This window comes from Rhizobacter sp. P5_C2, assembly GCF_054049715.1.
Map to the genome: position 1 here is coordinate 66,169 of NZ_JBFULV010000005.1, position 21,183 is coordinate 87,351.

The window sequence follows — 21,183 nt, forward strand, 5'->3', positions numbered from 1 at the left end:
CGTGATAATTCCCTCCATGCCAGAACTTCCCGAAGTCGAGGTCACCCGACAAAGCTTTGCCGAGCGCATCGCCGGTGCCCGCGTGACCGGCGTGCGCCTGGGCAAGCCCTTGCGCTGGCCGCTCGGCCACGAGCCGGCGGCGCTTGTCGGACAGCGCGTCGGCGACGCGACCCGCAGAGGTAAATATTTGTGGCTGCCGTTGTCGGCCGATGTCGAAGGCCGGGCCGGGCTGCTGATGCACCTCGGCATGTCGGGCTCGCTCGCGTTCAGCGACCAGCCCGGCCCGCCGGGGACCCACGATCACTTCGACCTCGCGACCACCCGCGGCACGCTGCGCCTGACCGATCCGCGGCGCTTCGGGGCGGTCGTCTGGTCCGAGGCGCTCGACGGCGGCGCGGCGGGCAAGCTGATTGCCGGTCTCGGGCTGGAGCCCTTCGATCCGGCCTTCACCGGCGCCTACCTGCATGCGGCGCTGCAGCGAAGGCGCGTCGCGATCAAGCAGGCCCTGCTCGGCGGCGACATCGTCGTCGGCGCCGGCAACATCTACGCCTGCGAGGCGCTGTTCGCCGCCGGCATCAACCCGCGGCTGCGCAGCGACCGCCTGAGCCGGCCGCGCGCCGAGCGGCTGGCGGTGGCGGTGCGCGAGACGCTGGCGCGGGCGCTCGCGCTGGGCGGCTCGACGCTGCGCGACTTCCGCGATGCGCACGGCATGGCCGGCGCGTTCCAGCTGCAGGCCGGCGTCTACGGCCGCGAAGGCGAGCCTTGCAGCGTGTGCGCGACGCCGATCCGCCGCATCGTGCAAGGCCAGCGCTCGACGTTCTTCTGCCCGCACTGCCAGCGCTGAGTCAATCCCGAATCGCCGCCCGGGAGCCCGCCACAACCCCAAGGAATCGACACTTCGCGCCGGGCTCGGGTGTCGAGATGTTTCCACCGGAGGTCGTCCGACGACCTTGCGCTACCATGAAAGCGCGACGCGCCTCTTGCCTGCGCGCCTGCCCACCCATGTCAACTTCCTTTGCTAGCAGCGTCGATGAGCTGGGCCAGTGGCGACAGTCGATCGGGCGCCGGCTCGACGAGTTCGGCCGCTTCCTGACCGACAACGACCTGGCCGACCCCGCGGCCAGCGAAGCGCTGGACGCGCTGCGCCGCAATCTGGTGGGCGAGAAGCTCGTGGTGGCCTTCGTCGCGGAGTTCTCGCGCGGCAAGTCCGAGCTGATCAATGCGATCTTCTTCTCCGACACCGGCCGCCGCGTGCTGCCGGCCACGCCGGGCCGCACGACGATGTGCCCGGTGGAACTCGGCTACGAGGCCGGCGAGGCGCCGGCACTCGCGCTGCTGCCGATCGCGACCCGCCTCGAAGGCCTGTCGCTGGCCGAGCTGCGCGGCCAGCCGAAGGCCTGGGGCCACATCCCGCTCGACATCCATTCGCCCGACCAGCTGACCGAGGCGCTGCGCGAGGTGATGCGCACGCAGTGGGTGTCGGTCGACGATGCGCGCGCGCTCGGCTTCTGGAGCGACGACAACGGCGAGGACAACCCGCCGACGAACGACGCCGGCGAGGTCGAGGTGCCGGCCTGGCGCCACGCGATGATCAACTACCCGCACCCGCTGCTGCAGCGCGGGCTGGTGGTGCTCGACACGCCGGGCCTGAACGCGATCGGCGCCGAACCCGAGCTGACGCTGAGCCTGCTGCCGGCCGCGCACGCGATCGTCTTCATCCTCGGCGCCGACACCGGTGTCACCAAGTCCGACATGACGATCTGGCGCGACCACCTCGGCTCGCCGTCGAGCTCGGCCTTCGTCGTGCTGAACAAGATCGACGCGCTGCAGGACCCGCTGGCCACCGTTGAGCGGGTGAAGGAACAGATCGAGCAGCAGCGCCAGTCGACCGCGCGCACGCTGGATGTCGCGGCCGAGAGGGTGTTCCCGCTGTCGGCGCGCCAGGCGCTGGCCGCGCGCATCGACGGCGATGCCGCGGGCCTGGCGCAGAGCCGCCTGCCCTTCCTCGAAGAAGCGCTCGGCGCGCAGTTGCTGCCGCAGCGCCGCGAGGCCTTCCAGCAGACGGTGATGGAATCCGCCAACCGCATGGAGGCGCAGGTCAACCGGCGCCTCGGCGACCGCCGTCGGCAGATGGCCGAGCAGGTGCTCGAGCTGCGCGGCTTGCGCGGCAAGAGCGGCGCCAAGGTGCGACTGATGCTCGAGCGCGTGCAGGCCGAGACCACCGAGTTCGAGCAGTGCACCGCACGGCTGCAGGCGATGCGCATGGTGCACAGCCGCATGCTGAAGAACGCGCTACTCGACCTGACCAGCGACCGCTTGCGCCAAGAGGTGATCGAGATGCAGGGCGCGATGACCGCATCGCTGCTGCACCTGGGCGCGAAGAAGGCCTTCATCGCGCTGTGCGGCCGACTGCGCGAACTGCTCGAGGCGGCGCAGGTGCGCGGCATCGAGATCCACGACATGCTGGGCGCGTCGTTCGCGAAGCTGAACGCCGAGTTCGGCTTCAGCCTGGCGATCACGAAGGCGCCCGACTTCGGGCGCTTCATCAACGACCTGACGCTGATCCAGCGCAACTACGTGCAGTACCTTGGGCTCACGCAGGCGCTGCGGCTGTCGCAGCCGAAGTTCATGGAGCAGTTCCGCCGCATGCTGGTGTCGAAGCTGCGCGTGGTGTTCGAGAACGCGAGCGGCGAGTTCGAGCTGTGGAACAAGACCGCCTCGGCCCAGGTCGATTCGCAGCTGCGCGAACGCCGCCGCGGGTTCCGCCGGCGCCGCGAGGCGCTGGAGCGCATCCAGTCGGCCGCCGGTGACCTGGAGCAACGCCTGTCCGAGCTGGAGGCGCAGGACGCGCAATTGCAGCAGCTGCAGGTGCGCAGCACTGAACTCGGCAACCGGCTCAAGCAGCAGGCGCAGCGCGAGCTGACCGGCACGGCGAGCACCTCACCCAGCGGCGCGATGCCGCTGTTCGCGGCCCAGGCTTGAATTGACAGTACAGGACAGTTTCGCGAAGCCGCTGATCGCGTGGCAGCGGGAGCACGGCCGCCATGCGTTGCCGTGGCAGCAGACGCGCGACCCGTACCGCGTGTGGCTGTCCGAGATCATGCTGCAGCAGACCCAGGTCACGACGGTGCTGGGCTACTACGCGCGCTTCCTCGAACGCTTTCCTGATGTGCAGGCGCTGGCCGCCGCGTCGCAGGACGACGTGCTCGCGCTGTGGAGCGGCCTCGGCTACTACAGCCGTGCGCGCAACCTGCATGCCTGCGCGAAGGCGGTGGTGGCCGAGCATGGCGGGGCGTTCCCGCGCAGCAGCGCGGTGCTGCAGCAGTTGCCGGGCATCGGCCGCTCGACCGCGGCGGCGATCGCGGCCTTCTGCTTCGGCGAGCGGGTCGCGATCCTCGACGGCAACGTCAAGCGCGTGCTGACGCGCTTCCTCGGCTTCGACGGTGACCTGGCCGAGGCGCGCCAGGAACGCGCGTTGTGGGATGAGGCCACGCGGCAGCTGCCCGAGGACGGCATCGAGTCGGGTATTGAGTCATACACGCAGGGCCTGATGGATCTCGGCGCCACACTGTGCGTCACGCGCTCGCCGAGCTGCCTGCTGTGCCCGGTGCAGGCCGGCTGCCAGGCGCTGCGCGAAGGCGCGCCCGAGCGCTACCCGGTGAAGACGCGCAAGCTGAAGCGCGGCCGGCGCAGCAACGTCTGGCTGTGGTTGCAATGGGGCGAACGCCTGTGGCTGGTGCAGCGGCCCGGCAGCGGCGTGTGGGCCGGGCTGTGGAGCCTGCCGGAGTTCGATGCGCCCGAGGCGCTCGACGCGGCATCGGCCGACTGGCCCGGCACGCCGCAGGGCCTGCCGATGTTCACGCATGTGCTGACGCACCTCGACTGGACGCTGCAGCCGGTGCGCTGGACCTTGCCCGGCGATGCCGCGGCCGGCGAGGTGGCCGCGATCACCGCGACGCTCGCGGGCGACGGTCAACGCGGTGAATGGGTCACGCTGCCGCAGGCGCTCGCGATGGGCTTGCCTGCGCCACTGCGCAAGCTGCTGACCACCACGCCACCTGGTTGACGGGACCTACTTGACGACGCCCTTGCTGCGCAGGAATTCGTCGACCAGCTGAAGCCGCACCGCGGCGTCCGGCAGTTCCATCAGCTTCTGTTTCGCGGCCAGCGAGATCGGCAGGATCTCGCACCAGCGGTTCGCGACCCAGCCGGCGTTGTCGAACAGGAAGGGCTTCAGGAAGGGCTGCGCGCCCTGCTGCTTCAGCGTCGCGATCGCGTTGGCCAAGCCGCGCACCGTCTCGATCATCGCGTCGGTGGGCAGCGAGACCTCGTCGTCGGCGAGCAGGTCGACGTTGGCGAGCCACAGGCCGTCGGCCTGCTGGCGCATGCGGTTCACCGCGAAGCGCCGGGTGCCGCGGCAGCGCACCTGCAGGATGCCGGACTGCGTGCTGTCGACGTCGAGCAACTCGGCCAGCGTGCCGGTCTCCTCGAGGGCCACCGGCTCGCCGGGCTTGCGCACCTCGCCGCCCTGGCGCAGCGAGACGACGCCGAACGGCGTGTTCTCGCGCAGGCAGGCGCTCATCAGGTCGAGGTAACGCGCTTCGAACACCTTCAGGCTCAGCAGCCCGCCAGGAAACAGCACCGCCTGAAGCGGGAACAACGGAAGGTCGGTGGTGGAGATGTCGGAAGTCATTCAACGGCGCGGCCGGGTGGGCCGCGTTTTCAATCGCGGGCGTCGAGCTCGCGGTGGCGAATCAATGTACCGCTGCGCGCGGCAAAACGCTTCGCCAGGGATTCGGTGAGGTAGACCGAGCGGTGCTGGCCGCCGGTGCAACCGATGGCAACCGTCAGATAGCTGCGCTGGTCGCGTTCGAACGACGGCAGCCAGCGTGCGATGAAGGCTTCGATCTGGGCCAGCATCTCGGCCACTTCGGGTTGGGCTTCCAGGTAGGCCGCGACCTCGGGATCGCGCCCGGTCTGCGGGCGCAGCTCGCGGATGTAGTGAGGGTTCGGCAGGATGCGCACGTCGAACACGAAATCGGCGTCGAGCGGCACGCCATGCTTGAACGCGAACGACTCGAACACCAGCGTCAACCGGTGCGCCATCGCCTTCACCAGGTCGCGCATCCACAGGCGCAGCTGGGCCGGGCGCAGCTGGCTGGTGTCGACGACGGTGGAGACCTCGCGCAGCTCGGCGAGCAGCTCGCGTTCGAGTTCGATCGCTTCGGTCAGCGCGCGGTGGCCGTCGGCCGCGCGGTCGTCCTTGCGGCGGCCGGGCGACAGCGCCGAGGCCTCTTGCGACAGCGGGTGCGGGCGGCGCGATTCGGAGAAGCGGCGCACCAGCGTGTCGGTGTTCGAATCGAGGAACACCGAGCGGATCGCGATGCCTTCGCCGCGCAGCTCGGCGATCAGCGGCAGCAGGTGGGGCAGCGAGCCGGCGCTGCGCACGTCGACCGCGATCGCGACGCGGCGCATCGAGCGTTCGTGCTCGAGCCGCAGGAAATCGCGCAGCAGCTCGGGCGGCAGGTTGTCGACGCAGAAGAAGCCGGCGTCTTCGAGCGCATGCAGCGCGACCGACTTGCCCGAGCCGGAGATGCCGGTGACGAGCACGACCTCGTGCGGCGACGCCGCGGCCGGTGCCGTTGGAACATCCGGCGTGGTCTCGTTCATGGGATCTCGTTCATGGGATCGCGCTCATGATTTCTTGCGTCCGCGCGGCGCAGGCGCCACCGCATCGGCGGCCACCGACAGCATCTCCTGCGCGTGCGCGAGGCTGGTGCCAGACATGCGCTCGCCGCCCAGCATGCGGGCGATCTCGGCGACGCGCACCTCGCCGGCGACGGCGTGGATGTCGCTGTGCGTGCTGCCGGCCTCGGTGCGCTTCGAGACGACGTAATGCAGGTCGGCGCAGGCGGCGACCTGCGGCAGGTGGGTGACGGCCAGCACCTGGCGGTCGCGGCCCAGCTGCTTCATCAGCCGGCCGACGGTGTCGGCCACCGCGCCGCCGACGCCGGAATCGATCTCGTCGAAGATCAGCGTGCCGGCGGCATCGGCGCCTTGCGAGAGCTGGCTGGTCGTCACCGCGATTGCGAGCGCGATGCGCGACAGCTCGCCGCCCGAGGCCACCTTGCCCATCGGCCGCGGCGTGCTGCCGGCGTGGCCGGCGACCAGGAACTCGGCCGATTCGAGGCCGAAGGACTGCGGCGCTTCTTGCGCGGTCAACGCGACCTCGAAGCGCCCACCGGCCATGCCGAGCTGCTGCATCGCCTGCGTGACGGCAGCGGCCAGCTTCGGCGCCGCCGCCTTGCGCGCCGCGGAAACGCGCTTCGCTTCGGCGCTGAACGCCGCATGGGCCGAAGCCAGCGCGGATTCGAGCGCGTCGAGGTCGGTGGCGGCGTCGAGCGCGCGCAGCTCGTCTTTCCACTGGTCGAGCAGCGCCGGCAGTTCGGCCGGTGAGCGGCGGTAGCGGCGCGCCAGGCTGACCCAGGCGGACAGGCGCTCGTCGAGTTCCTGCAGCCGTTCGGGCTCGAGCTCGGTGTGGTGCAGGTAGCCGCTGAGCGTGTGCGCCGCGTCCTGCAGCTGGGCCTGCGCGCTCTGCAGCACCTCGGCCACGTCGGCGAGGCGGGTGTCGAATTCGGCCACGTTGCCGAGCGCATCGGCGGCGCTGCTGGTCAGCGATTCGGCATTGACCTCGGCCTCGCTCAGCGCGTCGAGCGCACTGCGGGCGGCGTCCATCAGCGCCTGCGAATTCGACAGCCGGTGGTGGTCGGCATTCAGCGTCTCCCACTCGTCGGCTTCGGGGCCGAGCTTGTCGACCTCGCCGATCTGCCAGGCCAGGCGCTCGCGCTCGCGTTCGAGGTCGGCCTGCTGGCTGCGGGCCTTGTCGAGCGCATCGCCGGCAGCCTTCCAGCGCGACCACACCGCGCCGAGCGGCGCGACATCGACGCCGGCGTAGGCGTCGAGCAGCGCGCGCACCGAGGCGCTGCGCGTGAGGCTCTGCCACGCATGCTGGCCGTGGATGTCGACCAGGTGATCGGCCGCCTCGCGCAGCTGCGCGACGGTGGCCGGGCTGCCGTTGACCCACGCGCGGCTCTTGCCTTGCGCGTCGATGACGCGGCGCAGCAACAGCGTGTCGGCGTTGTCGAAGCCGGCGTCGTCGAGCCAGGCGGCGAGGCTGTCGGGGGCGTCGAACTCGGCGCTGATGTCGGCACGAGCCGCGCCTTCGCGCACCACGCCGGCATCACCGCGACTGCCGAGCGCCAGCTGCAGCGCGTCGATCAGGATCGACTTGCCGGCGCCGGTCTCGCCGGTCAGCACCGAGAAGCCGCCGGCCAGTTCGACCTCGAGCGAGGTCACGATGACGAAGTCGCGCAGTGCGAGTCGTTTCAGCATGGTGGGTTCAGAGTCCGGCGTTCCAGTGGAGCTTGCCGCGCAGCGTGGCGTAGTAGCTCCAGCCGCGCGGGTGCAGGAAGCGCACCTGGTGCGCCGAGCGGCGCACGATGATGCGGTCGCCGTGCAGCAGGCTGGCGAGGCTTTGCATGTCGAAGCTGACGCTCGCATCGCGGCCGGCGACGATCTCGATGCAGATCTCACCGATGTCGGGCAGCACGATCGGGCGGTTGGAGAGGTCGTGCGGCGCGATCGGCACCAGCACCCAGCCGGCGATGCCCGGGTGCAGGATCGGGCCGCCGGCCGACAGCGCGTAGGCGGTGGAGCCGGTGGGCGAGCCGACGATCAGGCCGTCGGCGCGGTGGTTGGCGACGAATTCGTCGCCGATGTCGATCTTCAGCTGCACCATGCTGGCGGTGGCGCCGCGGCTGACGACCACGTCGTTCATCGCGATGCCTTCGAAGATCACCTGGCCGTCGCGCCAGACGCCGCCTTCGAGCATGGTGCGGCGCTCTTCTTCGTAGTCGCCGGCGATCATCGGTGCAAGGGCTTCCTCGAACTGGTCGATCGGCAGGTCGGTGATGAAGCCCAGGCGCCCCTGGTTGATGCCCACCAGCGGCAGGTTGAAGGGGGCGAGCTGGCGAGCGATGCCGAGCATGGTGCCGTCGCCACCGACCACGACCGCGAGGTCGCAGTGCTGGCCGAGCTGTTCGGGGGTGAGCGCCGGGTAGTCGGTCATGCCGGTGTTGCGCGCCGTTTCGGCTTCGAGCGAGACCTCGAGTCCTTGCCGGCCCAGAAATTGCGCAATGTCCTGCAGCACCCCCCGCATTCCGAGGGCCTGGTACTTTCCCACCAGCGCTGCGTGTCGAAAACGGGTCGGCATGCGCGGGATTACACCACAGCGCCCCTCGCGAACCGGGGCGGAAAACGGCCTCGCGCCTACAATGAAAGCATGCTGGACGAGCGAGCCAAAACACTGCTGAAAGCGCTGGTCGAGCGCTACATCGCCGACGGACAACCGGTGGGGTCGCGCACGCTCTCGCGGGCGTCGGGGCTCGACCTGTCGCCGGCGACCATCCGCAACGTGATGGCCGACCTGGAAGAGCTGGGGCTGATCGCGAGCCCCCACACCAGTGCGGGGCGCATCCCGACGGCGCGTGGTTACCGCTTGTTCGTCGACACGATGCTGACCGCGCAGCCGCTCGACCTGGCGCGTGCGACGCCCGCGATGGAGCAGCCGCAGCTGCATCCCGACCAGCCGCAGCGCGTGATCGCGAACGCGGCGCAGCTGCTGTCCAGCCTGTCGAGCTTCGTCGGCGTGGTGACGGCGCCGCGCAAGACGAGCGTGTTCCACCACATCGAGTTCCTGCGCCTGTCGGAGCGGCGGGTGCTGGTGATCCTGGTGGCGCCCGATGGCGACGTGCAGAACCGGGTGATCTTCACCGCGCAGGACTACACGCAGAGCCAGCTGATCGAGGCGAGCAACTACCTGACCGCGCAGTACGCCGGCCTGACGATCGAAGAAGTGCGCGAGCGGCTGAAGACCGAGGTCGATGCGTTGCGCGGCGAGATCGCGGCGCTGATGCAGGCGGCGGTGCAGGCCGGCAGCGAGGCGATGGCCGACAGCCAGGAGCAGGTGGTGATCTCCGGCGAGCGCAACCTGTTGACGGTGCAGGATTTCAGCAGCGACATGGGTTCGCTGCGCAAGCTGTTCGACCTGTTCGAGCAGAAGACGCAGCTGATGCGCCTGCTCGACGTGAGCAGCCGCGCCGAGGGCGTGCGCATCTACATCGGCGGCGAGAGCATGGTGGTGCCGTTCGAGGAACTCTCGGTGGTGTCGGCGCCATACGAGGTGAACGGCCAGGTGGTCGGCACGCTCGGGGTGATCGGGCCGACGCGGATGGCCTACGATCGGATGATCCAGATCGTCGACATCACGTCGCGGCTGGTGAGCAATGCGCTGAGCCAGAAGTAGCGGCCCCAGACAGGTCCGTTCGGCTGCACAGCGGTGCGGATCGCGCACCTACAATCTGCGCTCCTTCCCCGGGGGCCGTTAGCTCAGTTGGTCAGAGCAGAGGACTCATAATCCTTTGGTCGCTGGTTCGAGCCCAGCACGGCCTACCAACACGATCGAGAACTTGGCGTTGTTTTGCCAGGAGCCCCGATCTTCCGGCGTAGCCGCAGCGTAGCCAAAGAACGCGTCCCATCGCAGAGCCGCGCCTTGCAACGCCTCCGGCGCTACCTGCGCATACCGCTCGACCATTGCACCAGTCTCCCAGCCGCCGAGCCGCTGCAGCTCATCGGTTGGCGTTCCCGCCTGTCGATGCCAGGTCGCGAAGGTGTGTCGCAAGTCGTGCCAGCGAAAGTCTTGTGCTTGCTCCCAGGGATCCATGCATGCTGCCGATCGAGATCGACGAATTTTGCAGGTGACCCCGCCCTGCGCACCCGTGACGAGCTACGCGAACACTTCCGGCCCAACGATGCCAGCCCGCGGCTGAACCGCAAGGCGACCAACATCGTCATCCACGAGACGAAGGACCCCGAAGTCATCATCGCCGAGTTCGAGTACCAGGGGACCGTGGAGGGCGCGGACGAGCCGTTCTCGATTCCCGGCATCTTCGTGATCCGGGTGCGCGACGGCCAGATCGTGAGCTCGCGCGACTACCTCGACCACCTCACCTCCGCGCGCGTCCGTGGCCAGCTGGACTGGCTCGTCGCGGCGATGAAGGCATGATGGCCGCATCAAGTGACCAACAAGGAGTGAACCCGATGCACGGACAAGCCACCCGGATGAAGCGAGCTGCCCTGCCCTTTGCCGCAGCGCTGGCGCTGTTTGCCGCGCAGGCCGATGCGGCGGACCTGACGGCGCAGCAGCAGCTGTTCCGCTCCATCTACCAGGAGCTGGTCGAGATCAATACCACGGATTCGGAGGGCGACACCACCCTGGCGGCGCAGGCCATGCACAAGCGCCTGCTCGACGCCGGCTTCGCGGCCGCCGAGGTGGAGGTGATCGCGCCCTTCCCGCGCAAGGGCAACCTGGTGGCGCGCTACAAGGGCAGCGGTGCGAAGAAGCCCCTGCTGCTGCTGGCCCACGTCGACGTGGTCGAGGCCAAGCGCAGCGACTGGAAGACGGACCCCTTCAAGCTGCAGGAGAAGGACGGCACCTTCACCGCCCGCGGCAGCATCGACGACAAGGCGATGGCGTCGATCTTCGTCTCGGTGCTGGGGCAGTTGAAGAAAGAAGGCTTCGCGCCGAACCGCGACATCGTCCTGGCGCTCACGGCCGACGAGGAGAAAGGCGACACCCCCGCCAACGGAGCCAGCTGGCTGCTGAAGAACCGGCGCGCATTGGTGGAGGCGGAGTTCGGCATCAACGAGGGCGGGCGCGGCGAACTGAAGGACGGCAAGCCGCTCTCGCACATCGTGCAGATCGCCGAGAAGACCTACGTGCAGGCCGAGTTCGAGGCGACCGGCCCTGGCGGCCACAGCGCGCGGCCGACGGTGGACAACACCATCTACGACCTGGCGGAGGCGCTGACGCGGCTGCGGCAGTACCAGTTCCCGGTGCGGCTGAACGATGCGGCTCGCCTCTACTTCGAGCGCAGTGCGGCGCTGCAGTCCGGCCAGATGGCCAGCGACATGCGGGAGATGGCCAAGGCCAGTCCGGCCCCCGAGGCCGTCGACCGCCTGTCGAAGGTGTCGAGCATCGTCGGGCTGCTGCGCACCACGTGCGTGGCCACGATGCTGAACGCCGGCCACGCACCCAACGCGCTGGCGCAGAGCGCCAAGGCCAGCGTCAACTGCCGGATGTTGCCCGACGAGGATCTGGGCTTCGTCACCCGCAAGCTCACCGAGATCGCCGGCCCCAAGCTGAAGGTGACGGTAACGCGCGAGGGCGAAGCGACGGCGCCCGCTTCGCCGCTGCGGCCCGACGTGATCGGCCCCATTGAGGCGGTGAGCGCCGAGCTGTGGCCTGGCGTGCCGGTGATCCCGACGATGGGCGTGTCCACCACCGACAGCCGTCACTTTCGCGAAGTGGGCATCCCGATGTATGGCGTGTCGGGCCTGTTCGCCGACCCGCTCAACACGGGGGTGCATGGCTTGAACGAGCACATCGGCGTGCAGCAGCTGTACGACGGGCGGGAGTTCATGTATCGGTTGATCAAGAGGTTGGCGCAGTGAGAACCACCCGATACGTCACGGCCGTGCAGGCCCTCACAAAGAACCGTGGCGAGTCACGACTTCAGGCCGCAGCGCGTGCGGCGGTTGATCCCGTTGCTCGCGTCGTGAAGCTGGCGGACAACGCGGAGAACATGGACCTCAGCCGCATACCCAATCCCACGGAGAAGGACTTCGCCCGTCTCAGGGAATACGAACAGGTTCGCGCGCTGTTATTGGCATCGAACGCAGGTGCGGCGCCTTGAGGGTGAGGTTCGTGCGTTGGTAGCCTCCTTCGAGAAGCCAAGGCTGCGGTCAATCGTTCAACCCCACGGCTATCGGCGGTCCCGATCGCGCAACTCAGTACGTCACCATGGCAGGCGTCAACCTGTCCGGTCTGCGGCAGGCTTGAACGTAGCCGCTGCGTAGCTACGCCAACCGACTCGCAGTGTTCTGACACGCCCCATCGCTCCCTCCCTCACAGTGCGCGTGCCCCGTGGCCGGGTATCGAAAGGGAGCGGCGACCGCCTCACAAATCCTTTGGTCGCTGGTTCGAGCCCAGGACGGCCTGCCAAATTCTGCGGGTGATCACGGGAGTGATCACTCTTCAGAACGAAGGGAGTCAGCGAGGTGCGAGCTGCCGGTGCACTTCCTGCGCGACGCGCAGCAGATCCTTGCGGTCGGACCCACCGGAGATGGCATAGCCGAACTGCTTGTCGACCCAGTAGAAGACATTCACCGGACCGTCGCGCCCGAAGCTGAAGGCCGTGTTGCTGCCATCGGCGGCCGCGGGGGTCTCACGCGTCACGTACAAGGTCATGCGTTGACCGGCGGCGTCGTTGTACATGAACTGCGCAACCGGACCCTTGTCGCCAGGCAGCAGCCGCCCGCCGATCAGTTCGTAGCCCACGCCCTTGAGCACCGGCGGCCTGACCTCCGAGCCCAAGCGCTTGGACAGCCATGACACGAGTGCCTGTTCCTCGTCGGCGCCGACTTCCACCGGTCGACGAATGTCGGGGCTGTAGACGACGTGGGCCACGGCCGCGCGGTGAGCGAAGCCGTGCAAGGCTTCGTCGGCCGACGCCACCTGCTGTTGCGTCGACCGCGCACCTTCGGCATAGGCCAGGCGCACGCGTTCCGCATCGACCGATCCGCGCGCCCACCACGATGACCCCGCACTCAGCGCGGCGATCGCGATGCCGGCCGCGAGACCACGCCACGGCACCGGCTGCAAACGGCGCTGCAGCAGGGCCGGTATGCGCGCCGGCAGATGCGGCGGCACCGCCTCATGCAGCACGGGGTCGAGCAGGCGATGCAAGGCCTCGTTCTGTTGCTGCCAGGCTTGCACGCGCGCCAGCTCGCTCGGGTGGGCGTCGAGGTACATCATCACCTCGGCATCGCGTGCCGGGCTCAGCTGGCCGTCGACGTGGGCGTGCAGGTCGGCCTCGGTGATCGGAGCGCCGGGGCCTTGTGGTGTCAGTTGAAGAGGGTCCATGGTCGTTACTTCACCCGCTGGATTCTGGATTGCATGGTGCGGCCCTCGAGCTCGGCACGAAGCCGCTCGCGAGCCCGCGACAGGCGCGACATCACGGTGCCGATCGGCACGCCGATCGCGCTCGCCACGTCCTGGTAGCTCATCTCCTCGAGGCCGACCAGCAACAGCACCTCGCGCTGCTCGGCCGGCAGCCGGGCCAGCACGCGCTCCAGGTCGCGCAGCTCCAGCCTGTCGGCCTGCATCGGCCGCTCGGGCTGCTCCGGCAGTTCGGAGTCGACGAGTTGCTCCGGATTGCTGCGCTGGCTGCGCACGCGGTCGATGAACAGGTTGTGCATGATGCCGAACATCCAGGCCCTCACCTCGCCGCGCCGCTGCCACAGGGAGAACTTGCTGCAGGCCCGCTCCAGCGTGTCCTGCACCAGGTCGTCGGCACGCTCGCGGTCGCCCACCAATCCCCGCGCGTAGCGGCGCAGGTGCGGGATACCCGCGACGATCTCGGCCTCGTCCTCTGAACGCATGGTGGCAGCTCGGTGAGGTTCAGGGCGTGATGACGTGCCAGACGTCCTTGAACTTGTCCCCGGTGCGGTCACCGGGTTTGGTGTCGGCAGCGTACAGGTAGACCGGTTTGCCGTGGTGGGCCAGCTGGCGGCTGCCGTCGTCGCGTGTCACGACCTGGTCGGCGCGCGCCTCGGTGGGTGCCGGCACCGGCGGCCACAGCGCGGCGCAGCCGCCGTTGCAGGTGCTCTTGCCGCTGCCCGCCACGTCCTTGTCGAAGGTGTAGACGGTCATGCCGGCGGCATTCGCCGCCACGCCGTCGACCACCTTGAGCGGGGGCTCGACATGTGCAAGCGCTGCCAGCGTGACCGCGGCCAGCGCCGCCCCGATGAGAGTTCGTTGGATCATCATGGCTCGCACCCGCTCAGTAGGCTGCGGTCTTGGCGACCGGAGCGGCGCTGATCGACAGCTTGGGGTCGATCTGCCAGGTTTCGGAGACCAGCAGGTTGTCGCGGTACACCAGCGCGTAGCGCACCTTGATCGGTGCCTTGCCGACGAACAGCAGGTTGGCGGTGACGGTGGAGCCCTTGGGGTTGGTCGACTCCTGCACGTTCTCGACCGTGACCGCCAGGTTGCCCTGCGCGCCGGTGAACTTCTCCCAGACGCCACGGATGGCGTCCTTGCCGACGTAGCTGCCGTCCAGCGGGCCGCCGACCCATTGCAGCTGGGCGTTATCTTGATAGCCGCGCATCAGCACCTGCACGTCACCGCTGCCGATGGCGCGGAAATGGGTGTCGGCGTTGTCGCTGGCGGGGCTGGCGATGGCATGGCCCGCGACGGTGAGTGCGGCGAGCGCGAAGAAGGAGAGGGATTTCATGGCGGTGTGTCTGCTCGAGGTGTGGATGACATCTGCACAGACGGAAGTGCACACCGCAATATTCCATGCAGACTGAGTGCAGTCGGTCGCTCGCCCCCCGAAATGATCGAGGGCCAACGCCGAAACGACGTACCCGCTGAATGGGACAGGCGTGCGAACATGCCGCCGTGAACGGTACGTCAACCCTCTGCCGCGTGGCTTGCGCGCGCTGCCTTCGGCCGCAGGTGACCTGCTTGTGTGCGCTGACAAAGGCGACCGCCCATCGCACCGAAGTGCTGGTTCTGCAGCACCCGCATGAACAGCGGCAGGCCAAGAACAGCGTCGCGCTGCTGCGTCTGTCTCTGGCGCACTGCGAGGTGGTCGTTGGCGAGCGCTTCGAGCCTGGGGCGTTGGCGGCACTGTTGCTGAGGCCTGGGAGGGACACGCGGCTGCTCTACCCAGACGTGCCGATGGCCCCGGCGTCGTCAGCCGCTGGGACCACGGCGGGTGCGTCTGTGCGTCTGGTGGTCATCGATGCGACGTGGCGCAAGAGCCTGCGCATGCTTCTGGAGCACCCGACCCTGGCGGCGCTGCCGCGGCTGTCGCTGGACGCGCCAGCGCCGACCCGCTACCGCGCGATTCGCGCGGCGCGGCGAGCTGACCAAGTCTCGACACTGGAGGCTACCGTGCAGGCGCTGGCGACGCTGGAGGGCCCGTCCTTCGACGCCGCGCCACTGCTCGACGCATTCGGCCTCTTCGTCGCGGGCGTTGCGGCCCGTCAGCGGCATCAGGCGCCCTCGGTCAAGACGTAACGCTGCTGGCCAGGAGCGGGTGTTGTTGAAACGATGTCGATTTGGCTTCCCGTCGTTCGTCGAAGGGATACGAGGTGCCCTCAGGCGAGCGCGCCCACCGTTCAACTCAACAGGAGCGAAGACATGTCCTACATCGATGGTTTCGTGATCGCGGTCCCCACCGCCAACAAGCAGAAGTTCATCGAGCACGCGCGCCATTTCGACTCGATGTTCATCGAGCTGGGCGCGATCCGCGTGATCGAAGGCTGGGGCGACGACGTCCCCGACGGCAAAGTGACCGATTTCCGCCGCGCAGTCCAGGCCACGGGTGAGGAGACGGTGGCCTTTTCGTGGGTCGAATGGCCGGACAAGGCCACGCGCGACGCCGGCATGAAGAAGATGATGGAAGACCCGCGCATGGATCCTTCCACGCCCGGCAACCCGCCCATGCCCTTCGACGGCAAACGCATGATCTTCGGCGGCTTCGAACAGGTGGTCGAAGTGAAGGCTTGAGGGGCGACCTCGTGACTCTTCTCACGCACCGGCGCGGCGACGTCCTCGGATCGCCGTCGGCGCAAACCCGAATCACTCCCTGAACCGGATGGCAAAACGCGAGGAGCAGGCGGTCTGGCGCAGCGCCTTGGCGGCCGACACCATGTTGGTCAGCGCCGGGATCACCTCGGCCCACTGGCGCGTCTTCAGCCCGCAGTCCGGGTTGACCCACAGCCGCTCGGCCGGCACGCGCTCGGCCGCCTTCTTCATCAGCTGCACGATGTGCTCCTGCGTCGGGATGTTCGGCGAATGTATGTCGTAGACGCCCGGGCCGATCTCGTTCGGGTACTTGAAGTTCTCGAAGGCATCGAGCAGCTCCATGTCCGAGCGCGAGGTCTCGATCGTGATCACGTCGGCGTCCATGTCGGCGATCGACGCGATGATGTCGTTGAACTCCGAATAGCACATGTGGGTGTGGATCTGCGTTTCGTCCTCGACGCCGTTCGCGGTGATGCGGAACGATTCGACCGCCCAGTCGAGATACCCCTTCCACTGCGACTTGCGCAACGGCAGGCCTTCGCGCAGCGCGGCCTCGTCGATCTGGATCACGCGCACGCCGGCCTGCTCCAGGTCCAGCACCTCCTGGCGGATGGCCAGCGCGAGCTGGTGGCAGGACACCGAGCGCGGTTGGTCGTCGCGCACGAAGGACCAGTTCAGGATCGTCACCGGGCCCGTCAGCATGCCCTTCATCGGGCGCTTGGTCAGCGATTGCGCATAGCGGATCCACTCGACCGTCATCGCCTTCGGGCGGCTGATGTCGCCGAACAGGATCGGCGGCTTCACGCAGCGTGAGCCGTACGACTGCACCCAGCCGAACTGGCTGAAGGCATAGCCGTCGAGCTGCTCGCCGAAGTACTCGACCATGTCGTTGCGCTCGGCCTCGCCGTGCACCAGCACGTCCAGGTCCAGCGCTTCCTGCTCGCGCACGCTGCGCTGGATCTCGGCCTGCATCGCGGCCTTGTAGCCGGCTTCATCCAGCCGACCGGCCTTGAACTCGCTGCGGGCGTGGCGAATGTCGGCGGTCTGCGGGAACGAGCCGATGGTGGTGGTGGGGAAGGGCGGCAGCTTCAGCAGCGCGGCCTGCTTCGGGGCGCGCGTCGCATAGGCGCTCTTGCGCTCGCCGAGGGCGGCGTTCAGCTGGGCGACGGCGGCCTTCACCGCCGGGTTGTGGACGCGCGGAGAGTTGCGGCGCGCCTCGATGGCGGCCTGGTTGGCGGCCAGCTCGGCCTTGACCGAATCGCGGCCGTTCTTCAGCGCGGCGGCCAGCAGCCTCAGCTCGTCCAGCTTCTGCAGCGCGTACGCGAGCCACGACTTCAGGTCGGCATCCAGCTTCTGCTCGCTCGCCAGGTCGACCGGCACGTGCAGCAGCGAGCACGACGGCGCGATCCACAGCCGATCGCCCAGGCGCTCCTTCAGCGGCTCGATCCAGTCGAGCACCGCGTTCAGGTCGGTCTTCCAGATGTTGCGGCCGTTGATCACGCCCAGCGACAGCACCTTCAGCGGCGACAGGATGTTGAGCAGCGGCTGGATGTCGTCACGCCCGTTGATCGCGTCGATGTGCAGGCCGGCCACCGGCAGGTTGGCGGCGAGGTGGCGGTTCTCTTCGAGCGGGCCGAAGTAGGTGGCCAGCAGCAGCTTGACGCGGCAGCTCTTCAGATCGTGGTACGCGGTATTGAACGCATGTTGCCAGTCGGCATCGAGCTCGGTCACGAGGATGGGCTCGTCGATCTGCACCCACTCAACGCCCGCGGCGGCGAGCTTTTCCAGCAGTTCGGCGTAGACCGGCACCAGGCGTTCTAGCAGCGCGAGCTTGCTGGAATCGTCCTTCGCCTTGCCCAGCGCCAGGTAGGTGACCGGACCGACGATCACCGGCTTGGCCTTGACGCCGGCCTGGCGCGCTTCTTCCAGCTGTTCCAGCAGGCGCGACGCGTCGAGCTTGAACTGCGTGGCCGCGGTGAACTCGGGGACGATGTAGTGGTAGTTGGTGTCGAACCACTTGGTCATCTCGCCGGCGGCGACGCCACCGCCGCAGCAGCCGGCGTGGGCTTCGGCCGTCTCTGCAGAACGGCCGCGCGCGACGCGGAAGTAGTTGTCCAGCACGTCGCCCTGGAAGCCCTTCACGCGCTCCGGCAGGTTGCCGAGCGTGAAGCTCATGTCGAGCATCTGGTCGTAGAACGCGAAGTCGCCGACCGGAACGAGGTCCAGGCCGGTCTGGTTGATCCAGTGGCGCTGGCGCAGGTGGGCACCGAGGGCCTTGAGTTCGTCGCGCGAGGAGTCGCCCTTCCAGTAGGACTCGAGCGCGAACTTCAGTTCGCGCTTGGCGCCGATGCGGGGAAAGCCGAGGTTGTGGGTCGTGGTCATGGCGGAGGCAATCGTGGAGAAACAACCCCAGGTTACGGAGCCTTCAGCATGAAGTAAAATGGTATTAATTTGACAATCCATGAAAACGGCTCATACACATGCTGGAGCGAAGTCATCTGGCCATCGTTCAAGAGGTCGAGAAGCAGGGTTCGTTGACAGCGGCCGCCGCGGTGCTGTGCCTGACGCAATCGGCCCTCAGCCATTCGATGAAGAAGCTGGAGCAGCAGCTGGGCACCGACATCTGGCTGCGCGAGGGCCGCAGCCTGCGGCTCACGCAGGCGGGGCAGTACGTGCTGGCGGTGGCCAATCGCGTGCTGCCGCAGCTCGACCTGGCCGAAGAGCGGCTGCGCCAGTTCGCGCAAGGCGAGCGCGGCGCGCTGCGCATCGGCATGGAATGCCACCCGTGCTACCAGTGGCTGCTGAAGGTGGTGTCGCCCTACCTCGCTGCCTGGCCCGACGTCGATGTCGACGTGAAGCAGAAATTCCAGTTTGGCGGCATCGGCGCGCTGTTCGGCTACGAGATCGACATGCTGGTGACGCCCGACCCGCTCTACAAGCCGGGGCTGCACTTCGAGCCGGTGTTCGACTACGAGCAGGTGCTGGTCGTCGGGCGTGATCATCCGTTGGCGACGGCGGCCTACGTCAAGCCGAAGCAATTGACGCCGGAGGTGCTGATCACCTACCCGGTGGCCACGGACCGGCTCGACGTCTACACGCAGTTCCTGATGCCGGCCGGCGTGACGCCCAAGGCGCACAAGACCATCGAGACCACCGACATCATGTTGCAGATGGTCGTCAGCGGCCGCGGCGTGGCGGCGTTGCCGCGCTGGCTGGTGGAGGAGTACGCCCAGAAGATGGATGTCGTGGCCGTGCGCCTGGGACCGCGTGGCATTGCCAAGCAGATCTTCCTCGGGGCCCGCGAGGCGGACATCGACATCGACTACATGCACGCCTTCGTCGACCTGGCGCGCCGGTCGCCATGAAAAAAGAGGCCTGTCCCGATCAGGGAAGGCCTCTCGACGCACAGGTCGCACACCCTGTCGGGTGTGCGACGACGGCGTGGCTTACTTCGCGCCGGCGGTGGCTTTCATCAGCTCGCCGCTCAGGTCACCGTCCAGCGACCAGCTGAAGATGCCACCCAGTCCCTTGGACTTCAGGTAGTTGATCTTCGTCTGGATCACTTCCGGCGTGTCGTAGCTCCAGAAGTTCGTGCCGTCGAACTTGTAGCTCTGCTTCGTCACCGGATGCACGAACACCGTGCCCGGGGCGTTCTTCAGGACCTTGTAGTCCTCGATGCCCGCCTCGTAGGTGCCGCGCGCCGGAGCGCTGGCCTTCTGGTACAGGCCGTTGTTGACGTTCGCCACGCCCGTCCAGCCCCGGCCGTAGAACGGCACGCCGAGGTTGATCTTGCCCGCCGGCATGCCGGACTGCAGCAGGATGCCGACCGCCTCGTCGATGTTGTAGTACGACGCGACGCTGCGCACGCCCGGCTTCAGCGGGTCGTAGTAGTTCGGGCCGGAGGGATCCGGATAGAGGTTCGACTGGAAGTCGGTCGGGCCCTGCGGCTCGAACCCACCGTGGAAGTCGTAGCTCATCAGGTTGACCCAGTCCATGTACTGGCCGTACTGACCGGGCTCGGTGGCGTCGATCTTGTCCTTGCCCGAGCCGAGCGCGGCGGTCAGCAGGTAGTGCTTGCCGTTCACCGCGTCGAGCTGGGTGCGGAACTCCTTCATCAGCAGCGTGAAGTTGTGGCGGTCGGCCGCGCTCACGGTGTTGTACGGCTGGCCGATCACGGCCGGGAATTCCCAGTCGATGTCGACGCCGTCGAACACGCCGGCCAGCACGCCGTCACCGCCCTTGCCGCTGTAGGCCGGCAGGTTGCCCTTGATGTAGATGTTCAGGCAGGAGCTGACCAGCTGCTTGCGCAGCGCATCGGTCTGCGAAGCGGCGGAGAACCACTTCGACCACGTCCAGCCGCCGAGCGAGATCAGCACCTTCAGGTTCGGGTACTTCGCCTTGAGGCCCTTCAGTTCGTTGAAGGAACCGGCCAGCTTCGAATCCCAGGTCGGCGCGGCACCGACCAGGCGCAACGGCGTGCGGCCATAGTCGGCCCAGGCGTCACCGCCGGTGCCGGCGCTCGGATCGTTCGGGTTCGTCGCACCCGGCTCGAGCTTGTCGATGCCTTGTGCACACTCGTACCCGCCATTCTTCTGGTAGATGTTCGCGAAGGCGTAGTTGACGAAGGTCAGCGCATTGGCCGAGCCCGACGAGATGATGTCGGCGACCTCATAGCCGCGGCCATACACGCCCCACTGCGTGAAGTAGGAACCGACCTGGCGGCCGCCGGGAGCCGGGGCAGGCGCGGGCGCCGGGGCAGGTGCCGGAGCGGGAGCCGGTGCAGGCGAGGGTGCCGGCGCCGGAGCGGGGGCTGGCGCGGGAGCCGGTGCAGGTGCAGGGGCGGGCGCCGGTGCAGGGGCCGGAGCGCCTGCGCAATTGCCGACGGCCGTCCACGGTTGGCCGCTGCCTGCGGGGCCGCTGCTGCTGGCCGGGTTGTTGTTCTGCGTCCAGTAGTTGGCCTTGTAGTTCACGCCGTTGTAGCTGACGGTCGCGCCGCCGGTGTACGCGGTTCCAGCCACCCACGCGAGGTAGCAGGTGCCGCCCGGGTTCGGCGCGGGGGCCGGCGAGGGAGCGGGGCTCGGCGCCGGTGCGGGCGACGGCGCGGGGGCAGGAGCCGGTGCGGGTGCGCTGCCGTTGGTCGGCGACCACAGCGACGGCGTGGTCGCCGGCGTCCAGTTGGTGCCGGCCCAGGCGGTGTGCGTGACGAGCGCGACATAGTCGCGGCCGCCATAGCTCACCACCGTGCCGACGGTGTAGGTGACGCCTTCGCGCCAGGCGGGCGCGCTGGACTGCGCCAGTTGCACGTCGCTGGCCCAGACGCGCTGCGTGTCGCTGGCCGATGCGGCCTGGACCTGCCCCCACATGCTGCCGATCGCGACGGCAACCATGGTCATACCCAATGTTTTCATCTTCATCTCTCCTGTGGATCCTTGAACCAGGAGGGAGTGTGCTGGTACTGAATTGGTATT

20 protein-coding genes, 1 tRNA gene and 1 pseudogene are annotated in these 21,183 nt (G+C 68.2%); 11 read left to right on the forward strand and 11 right to left on the reverse strand.

Annotation, left to right across the window (positions count from 1 at the left end):
* Positions 1-16: 16 nt before the first annotated feature.
* From mutM to mutY, 3 genes are all read left to right on the forward strand, one after another.
* Entirely contained in the window at positions 17-844 is an 828-nt protein-coding gene (gene mutM / locus ACXJLU_RS02945) for a bifunctional DNA-formamidopyrimidine glycosylase/DNA-(apurinic or apyrimidinic site) lyase (protein WP_457328982.1), read from the forward strand.
* A 158-nt stretch (positions 845-1,002) separates the two neighbouring features.
* Entirely contained in the window at positions 1,003-2,982 is a 1,980-nt protein-coding gene (locus ACXJLU_RS02950) for a dynamin family protein (RefSeq protein ID WP_457328983.1), read from the forward strand.
* A 1-nt stretch (position 2,983) separates the two neighbouring features.
* Positions 2,984-4,066: an A/G-specific adenine glycosylase gene (gene mutY, locus ACXJLU_RS02955; protein ID WP_457328984.1), complete on the forward strand. Its 1,083-nt coding sequence runs from the start codon at positions 2,984-2,986 to the stop codon at positions 4,064-4,066.
* 6 nt (positions 4,067-4,072) lie between these two features.
* On the opposite strand, the gene ACXJLU_RS02960 is transcribed toward mutY, so the two are convergent.
* Genes ACXJLU_RS02960 through ACXJLU_RS02975 form a run of 4 tightly spaced genes read right to left on the reverse strand, consistent with a single transcriptional unit; the run spans position 4,073 to position 8,272 of the window.
* The gene (locus ACXJLU_RS02960) at positions 4,073-4,693 is read right to left on the reverse strand and encodes an LON peptidase substrate-binding domain-containing protein (RefSeq protein ID WP_457328985.1); all 621 of its coding nucleotides are present in this window, start codon (positions 4,691-4,693) and stop codon (positions 4,073-4,075) included.
* 29 nt (positions 4,694-4,722) lie between these two features.
* Positions 4,723-5,670 carry an RNase adapter RapZ gene (gene rapZ, locus ACXJLU_RS02965; protein WP_457328986.1) on the reverse strand — a complete coding sequence of 316 codons (948 nt, stop codon included), beginning with the start codon at positions 5,668-5,670 and terminating at the stop codon, positions 4,723-4,725.
* 24 nt (positions 5,671-5,694) lie between these two features.
* On the reverse strand, positions 5,695-7,392 hold the full coding sequence (gene recN / locus ACXJLU_RS02970) for a DNA repair protein RecN (protein ID WP_457328987.1): 1,698 nt from the start codon (positions 7,390-7,392) through the stop codon (positions 5,695-5,697).
* A gap of 7 nt (positions 7,393-7,399) precedes the next feature.
* Positions 7,400-8,272: an NAD kinase gene (locus ACXJLU_RS02975; RefSeq protein WP_073462925.1), complete on the reverse strand. Its 873-nt coding sequence runs from the start codon at positions 8,270-8,272 to the stop codon at positions 7,400-7,402.
* Positions 8,273-8,341: 69 nt separating this feature from the next.
* Here ACXJLU_RS02975 and hrcA point away from each other — a divergent pair, with 69 nt between their 5' ends.
* The gene (hrcA, locus tag ACXJLU_RS02980) at positions 8,342-9,364 is read left to right on the forward strand and encodes a heat-inducible transcriptional repressor HrcA (protein WP_457328988.1); all 1,023 of its coding nucleotides are present in this window, start codon (positions 8,342-8,344) and stop codon (positions 9,362-9,364) included.
* Positions 9,365-9,436: 72 nt separating this feature from the next.
* Positions 9,437-9,513: transfer RNA gene (locus ACXJLU_RS02985), tRNA-Ile, on the forward strand.
* Here the strand turns inward: ACXJLU_RS02985 and ACXJLU_RS02990 are convergent.
* Positions 9,470-9,760: pseudogene (locus tag ACXJLU_RS02990) on the reverse strand (tyrosine-type recombinase/integrase); the annotation flags it as partial. The gene ACXJLU_RS02985 and the pseudogene ACXJLU_RS02990 sit on opposite strands and share 44 nt — an antisense overlap.
* Between ACXJLU_RS02990 and ACXJLU_RS02995 the strand changes: the two are divergent.
* The 3 genes from ACXJLU_RS02995 to ACXJLU_RS03005 are packed head-to-tail and all read left to right on the forward strand — an operon-like array spanning position 9,713 to position 11,813.
* Positions 9,713-10,123: a nuclear transport factor 2 family protein gene (locus ACXJLU_RS02995; protein ID WP_457329033.1), complete on the forward strand. Its 411-nt coding sequence runs from the start codon at positions 9,713-9,715 to the stop codon at positions 10,121-10,123. The pseudogene ACXJLU_RS02990 and the gene ACXJLU_RS02995 sit on opposite strands and share 48 nt — an antisense overlap.
* Before the next feature lie 35 nt (positions 10,124-10,158).
* Positions 10,159-11,571, forward strand: a complete 1,413-nt coding sequence (locus ACXJLU_RS03000) for a M20/M25/M40 family metallo-hydrolase (protein ID WP_457328989.1) — start codon at positions 10,159-10,161, stop codon at positions 11,569-11,571.
* The gene (locus ACXJLU_RS03005; RefSeq protein ID WP_457328990.1) at positions 11,568-11,813 is read left to right on the forward strand and encodes a guanosine-3',5'-bis(diphosphate) 3'-pyrophosphohydrolase; all 246 of its coding nucleotides are present in this window, start codon (positions 11,568-11,570) and stop codon (positions 11,811-11,813) included. The genes ACXJLU_RS03000 and ACXJLU_RS03005 overlap by 4 nt, the downstream gene beginning before the upstream one ends.
* Before the next feature lie 356 nt (positions 11,814-12,169).
* Here the strand turns inward: ACXJLU_RS03005 and ACXJLU_RS03010 are convergent, their stop codons facing one another.
* Genes ACXJLU_RS03010 through ACXJLU_RS03025 form a run of 4 tightly spaced genes read right to left on the reverse strand, consistent with a single transcriptional unit; the run spans position 12,170 to position 14,414 of the window.
* Positions 12,170-13,042 (reverse strand): anti-sigma factor family protein, encoded by an 873-nt coding sequence (locus ACXJLU_RS03010; RefSeq protein ID WP_457328991.1) that lies wholly within the window; start codon positions 13,040-13,042, stop codon positions 12,170-12,172.
* A gap of 5 nt (positions 13,043-13,047) precedes the next feature.
* Positions 13,048-13,560 (reverse strand): RNA polymerase sigma factor, encoded by a 513-nt coding sequence (locus ACXJLU_RS03015; protein ID WP_073462929.1) that lies wholly within the window; start codon positions 13,558-13,560, stop codon positions 13,048-13,050.
* Positions 13,561-13,579: 19 nt separating this feature from the next.
* A complete protein-coding gene (locus ACXJLU_RS03020; RefSeq protein ID WP_457329034.1) occupies positions 13,580-13,945 on the reverse strand; it encodes a COG4315 family predicted lipoprotein in 366 nt (121 codons plus the stop codon).
* A 16-nt stretch (positions 13,946-13,961) separates the two neighbouring features.
* Positions 13,962-14,414 (reverse strand): nuclear transport factor 2 family protein, encoded by a 453-nt coding sequence (locus ACXJLU_RS03025; protein WP_457328992.1) that lies wholly within the window; start codon positions 14,412-14,414, stop codon positions 13,962-13,964.
* Between the two features lie 140 nt (positions 14,415-14,554).
* Between ACXJLU_RS03025 and ACXJLU_RS03030 the strand changes: the two genes are divergently transcribed.
* Together ACXJLU_RS03030 and ACXJLU_RS03035 are read left to right on the forward strand one after the other, a co-directional pair.
* Positions 14,555-15,205, forward strand: coding sequence for a tRNA-uridine aminocarboxypropyltransferase (locus ACXJLU_RS03030; RefSeq protein ID WP_457328993.1), 651 nt, complete (start codon positions 14,555-14,557; stop codon positions 15,203-15,205).
* A gap of 123 nt (positions 15,206-15,328) precedes the next feature.
* On the forward strand, positions 15,329-15,697 hold the full coding sequence (locus ACXJLU_RS03035; protein ID WP_457328994.1) for a DUF1428 domain-containing protein: 369 nt from the start codon (positions 15,329-15,331) through the stop codon (positions 15,695-15,697).
* Positions 15,698-15,769: 72 nt separating this feature from the next.
* On the opposite strand, the gene metE is transcribed toward ACXJLU_RS03035, so the two are convergent.
* Positions 15,770-18,097: a 5-methyltetrahydropteroyltriglutamate--homocysteine S-methyltransferase gene (gene metE / locus ACXJLU_RS03040; protein WP_457328995.1), complete on the reverse strand. Its 2,328-nt coding sequence runs from the start codon at positions 18,095-18,097 to the stop codon at positions 15,770-15,772.
* Positions 18,098-18,195: 98 nt separating this feature from the next.
* Here metE and ACXJLU_RS03045 point away from each other — a divergent pair, with 98 nt between their 5' ends.
* Positions 18,196-19,080: a LysR family transcriptional regulator gene (locus tag ACXJLU_RS03045; protein ID WP_457328996.1), complete on the forward strand. Its 885-nt coding sequence runs from the start codon at positions 18,196-18,198 to the stop codon at positions 19,078-19,080.
* Between the two features lie 81 nt (positions 19,081-19,161).
* Here ACXJLU_RS03045 and ACXJLU_RS03050 read toward each other — a convergent pair whose 3' ends face one another.
* Positions 19,162-21,123, reverse strand: coding sequence for a glycosyl hydrolase family 18 protein (locus ACXJLU_RS03050; RefSeq protein WP_457328997.1), 1,962 nt, complete (start codon positions 21,121-21,123; stop codon positions 19,162-19,164).
* Positions 21,124-21,183: the final 60 nt, after the last annotated feature.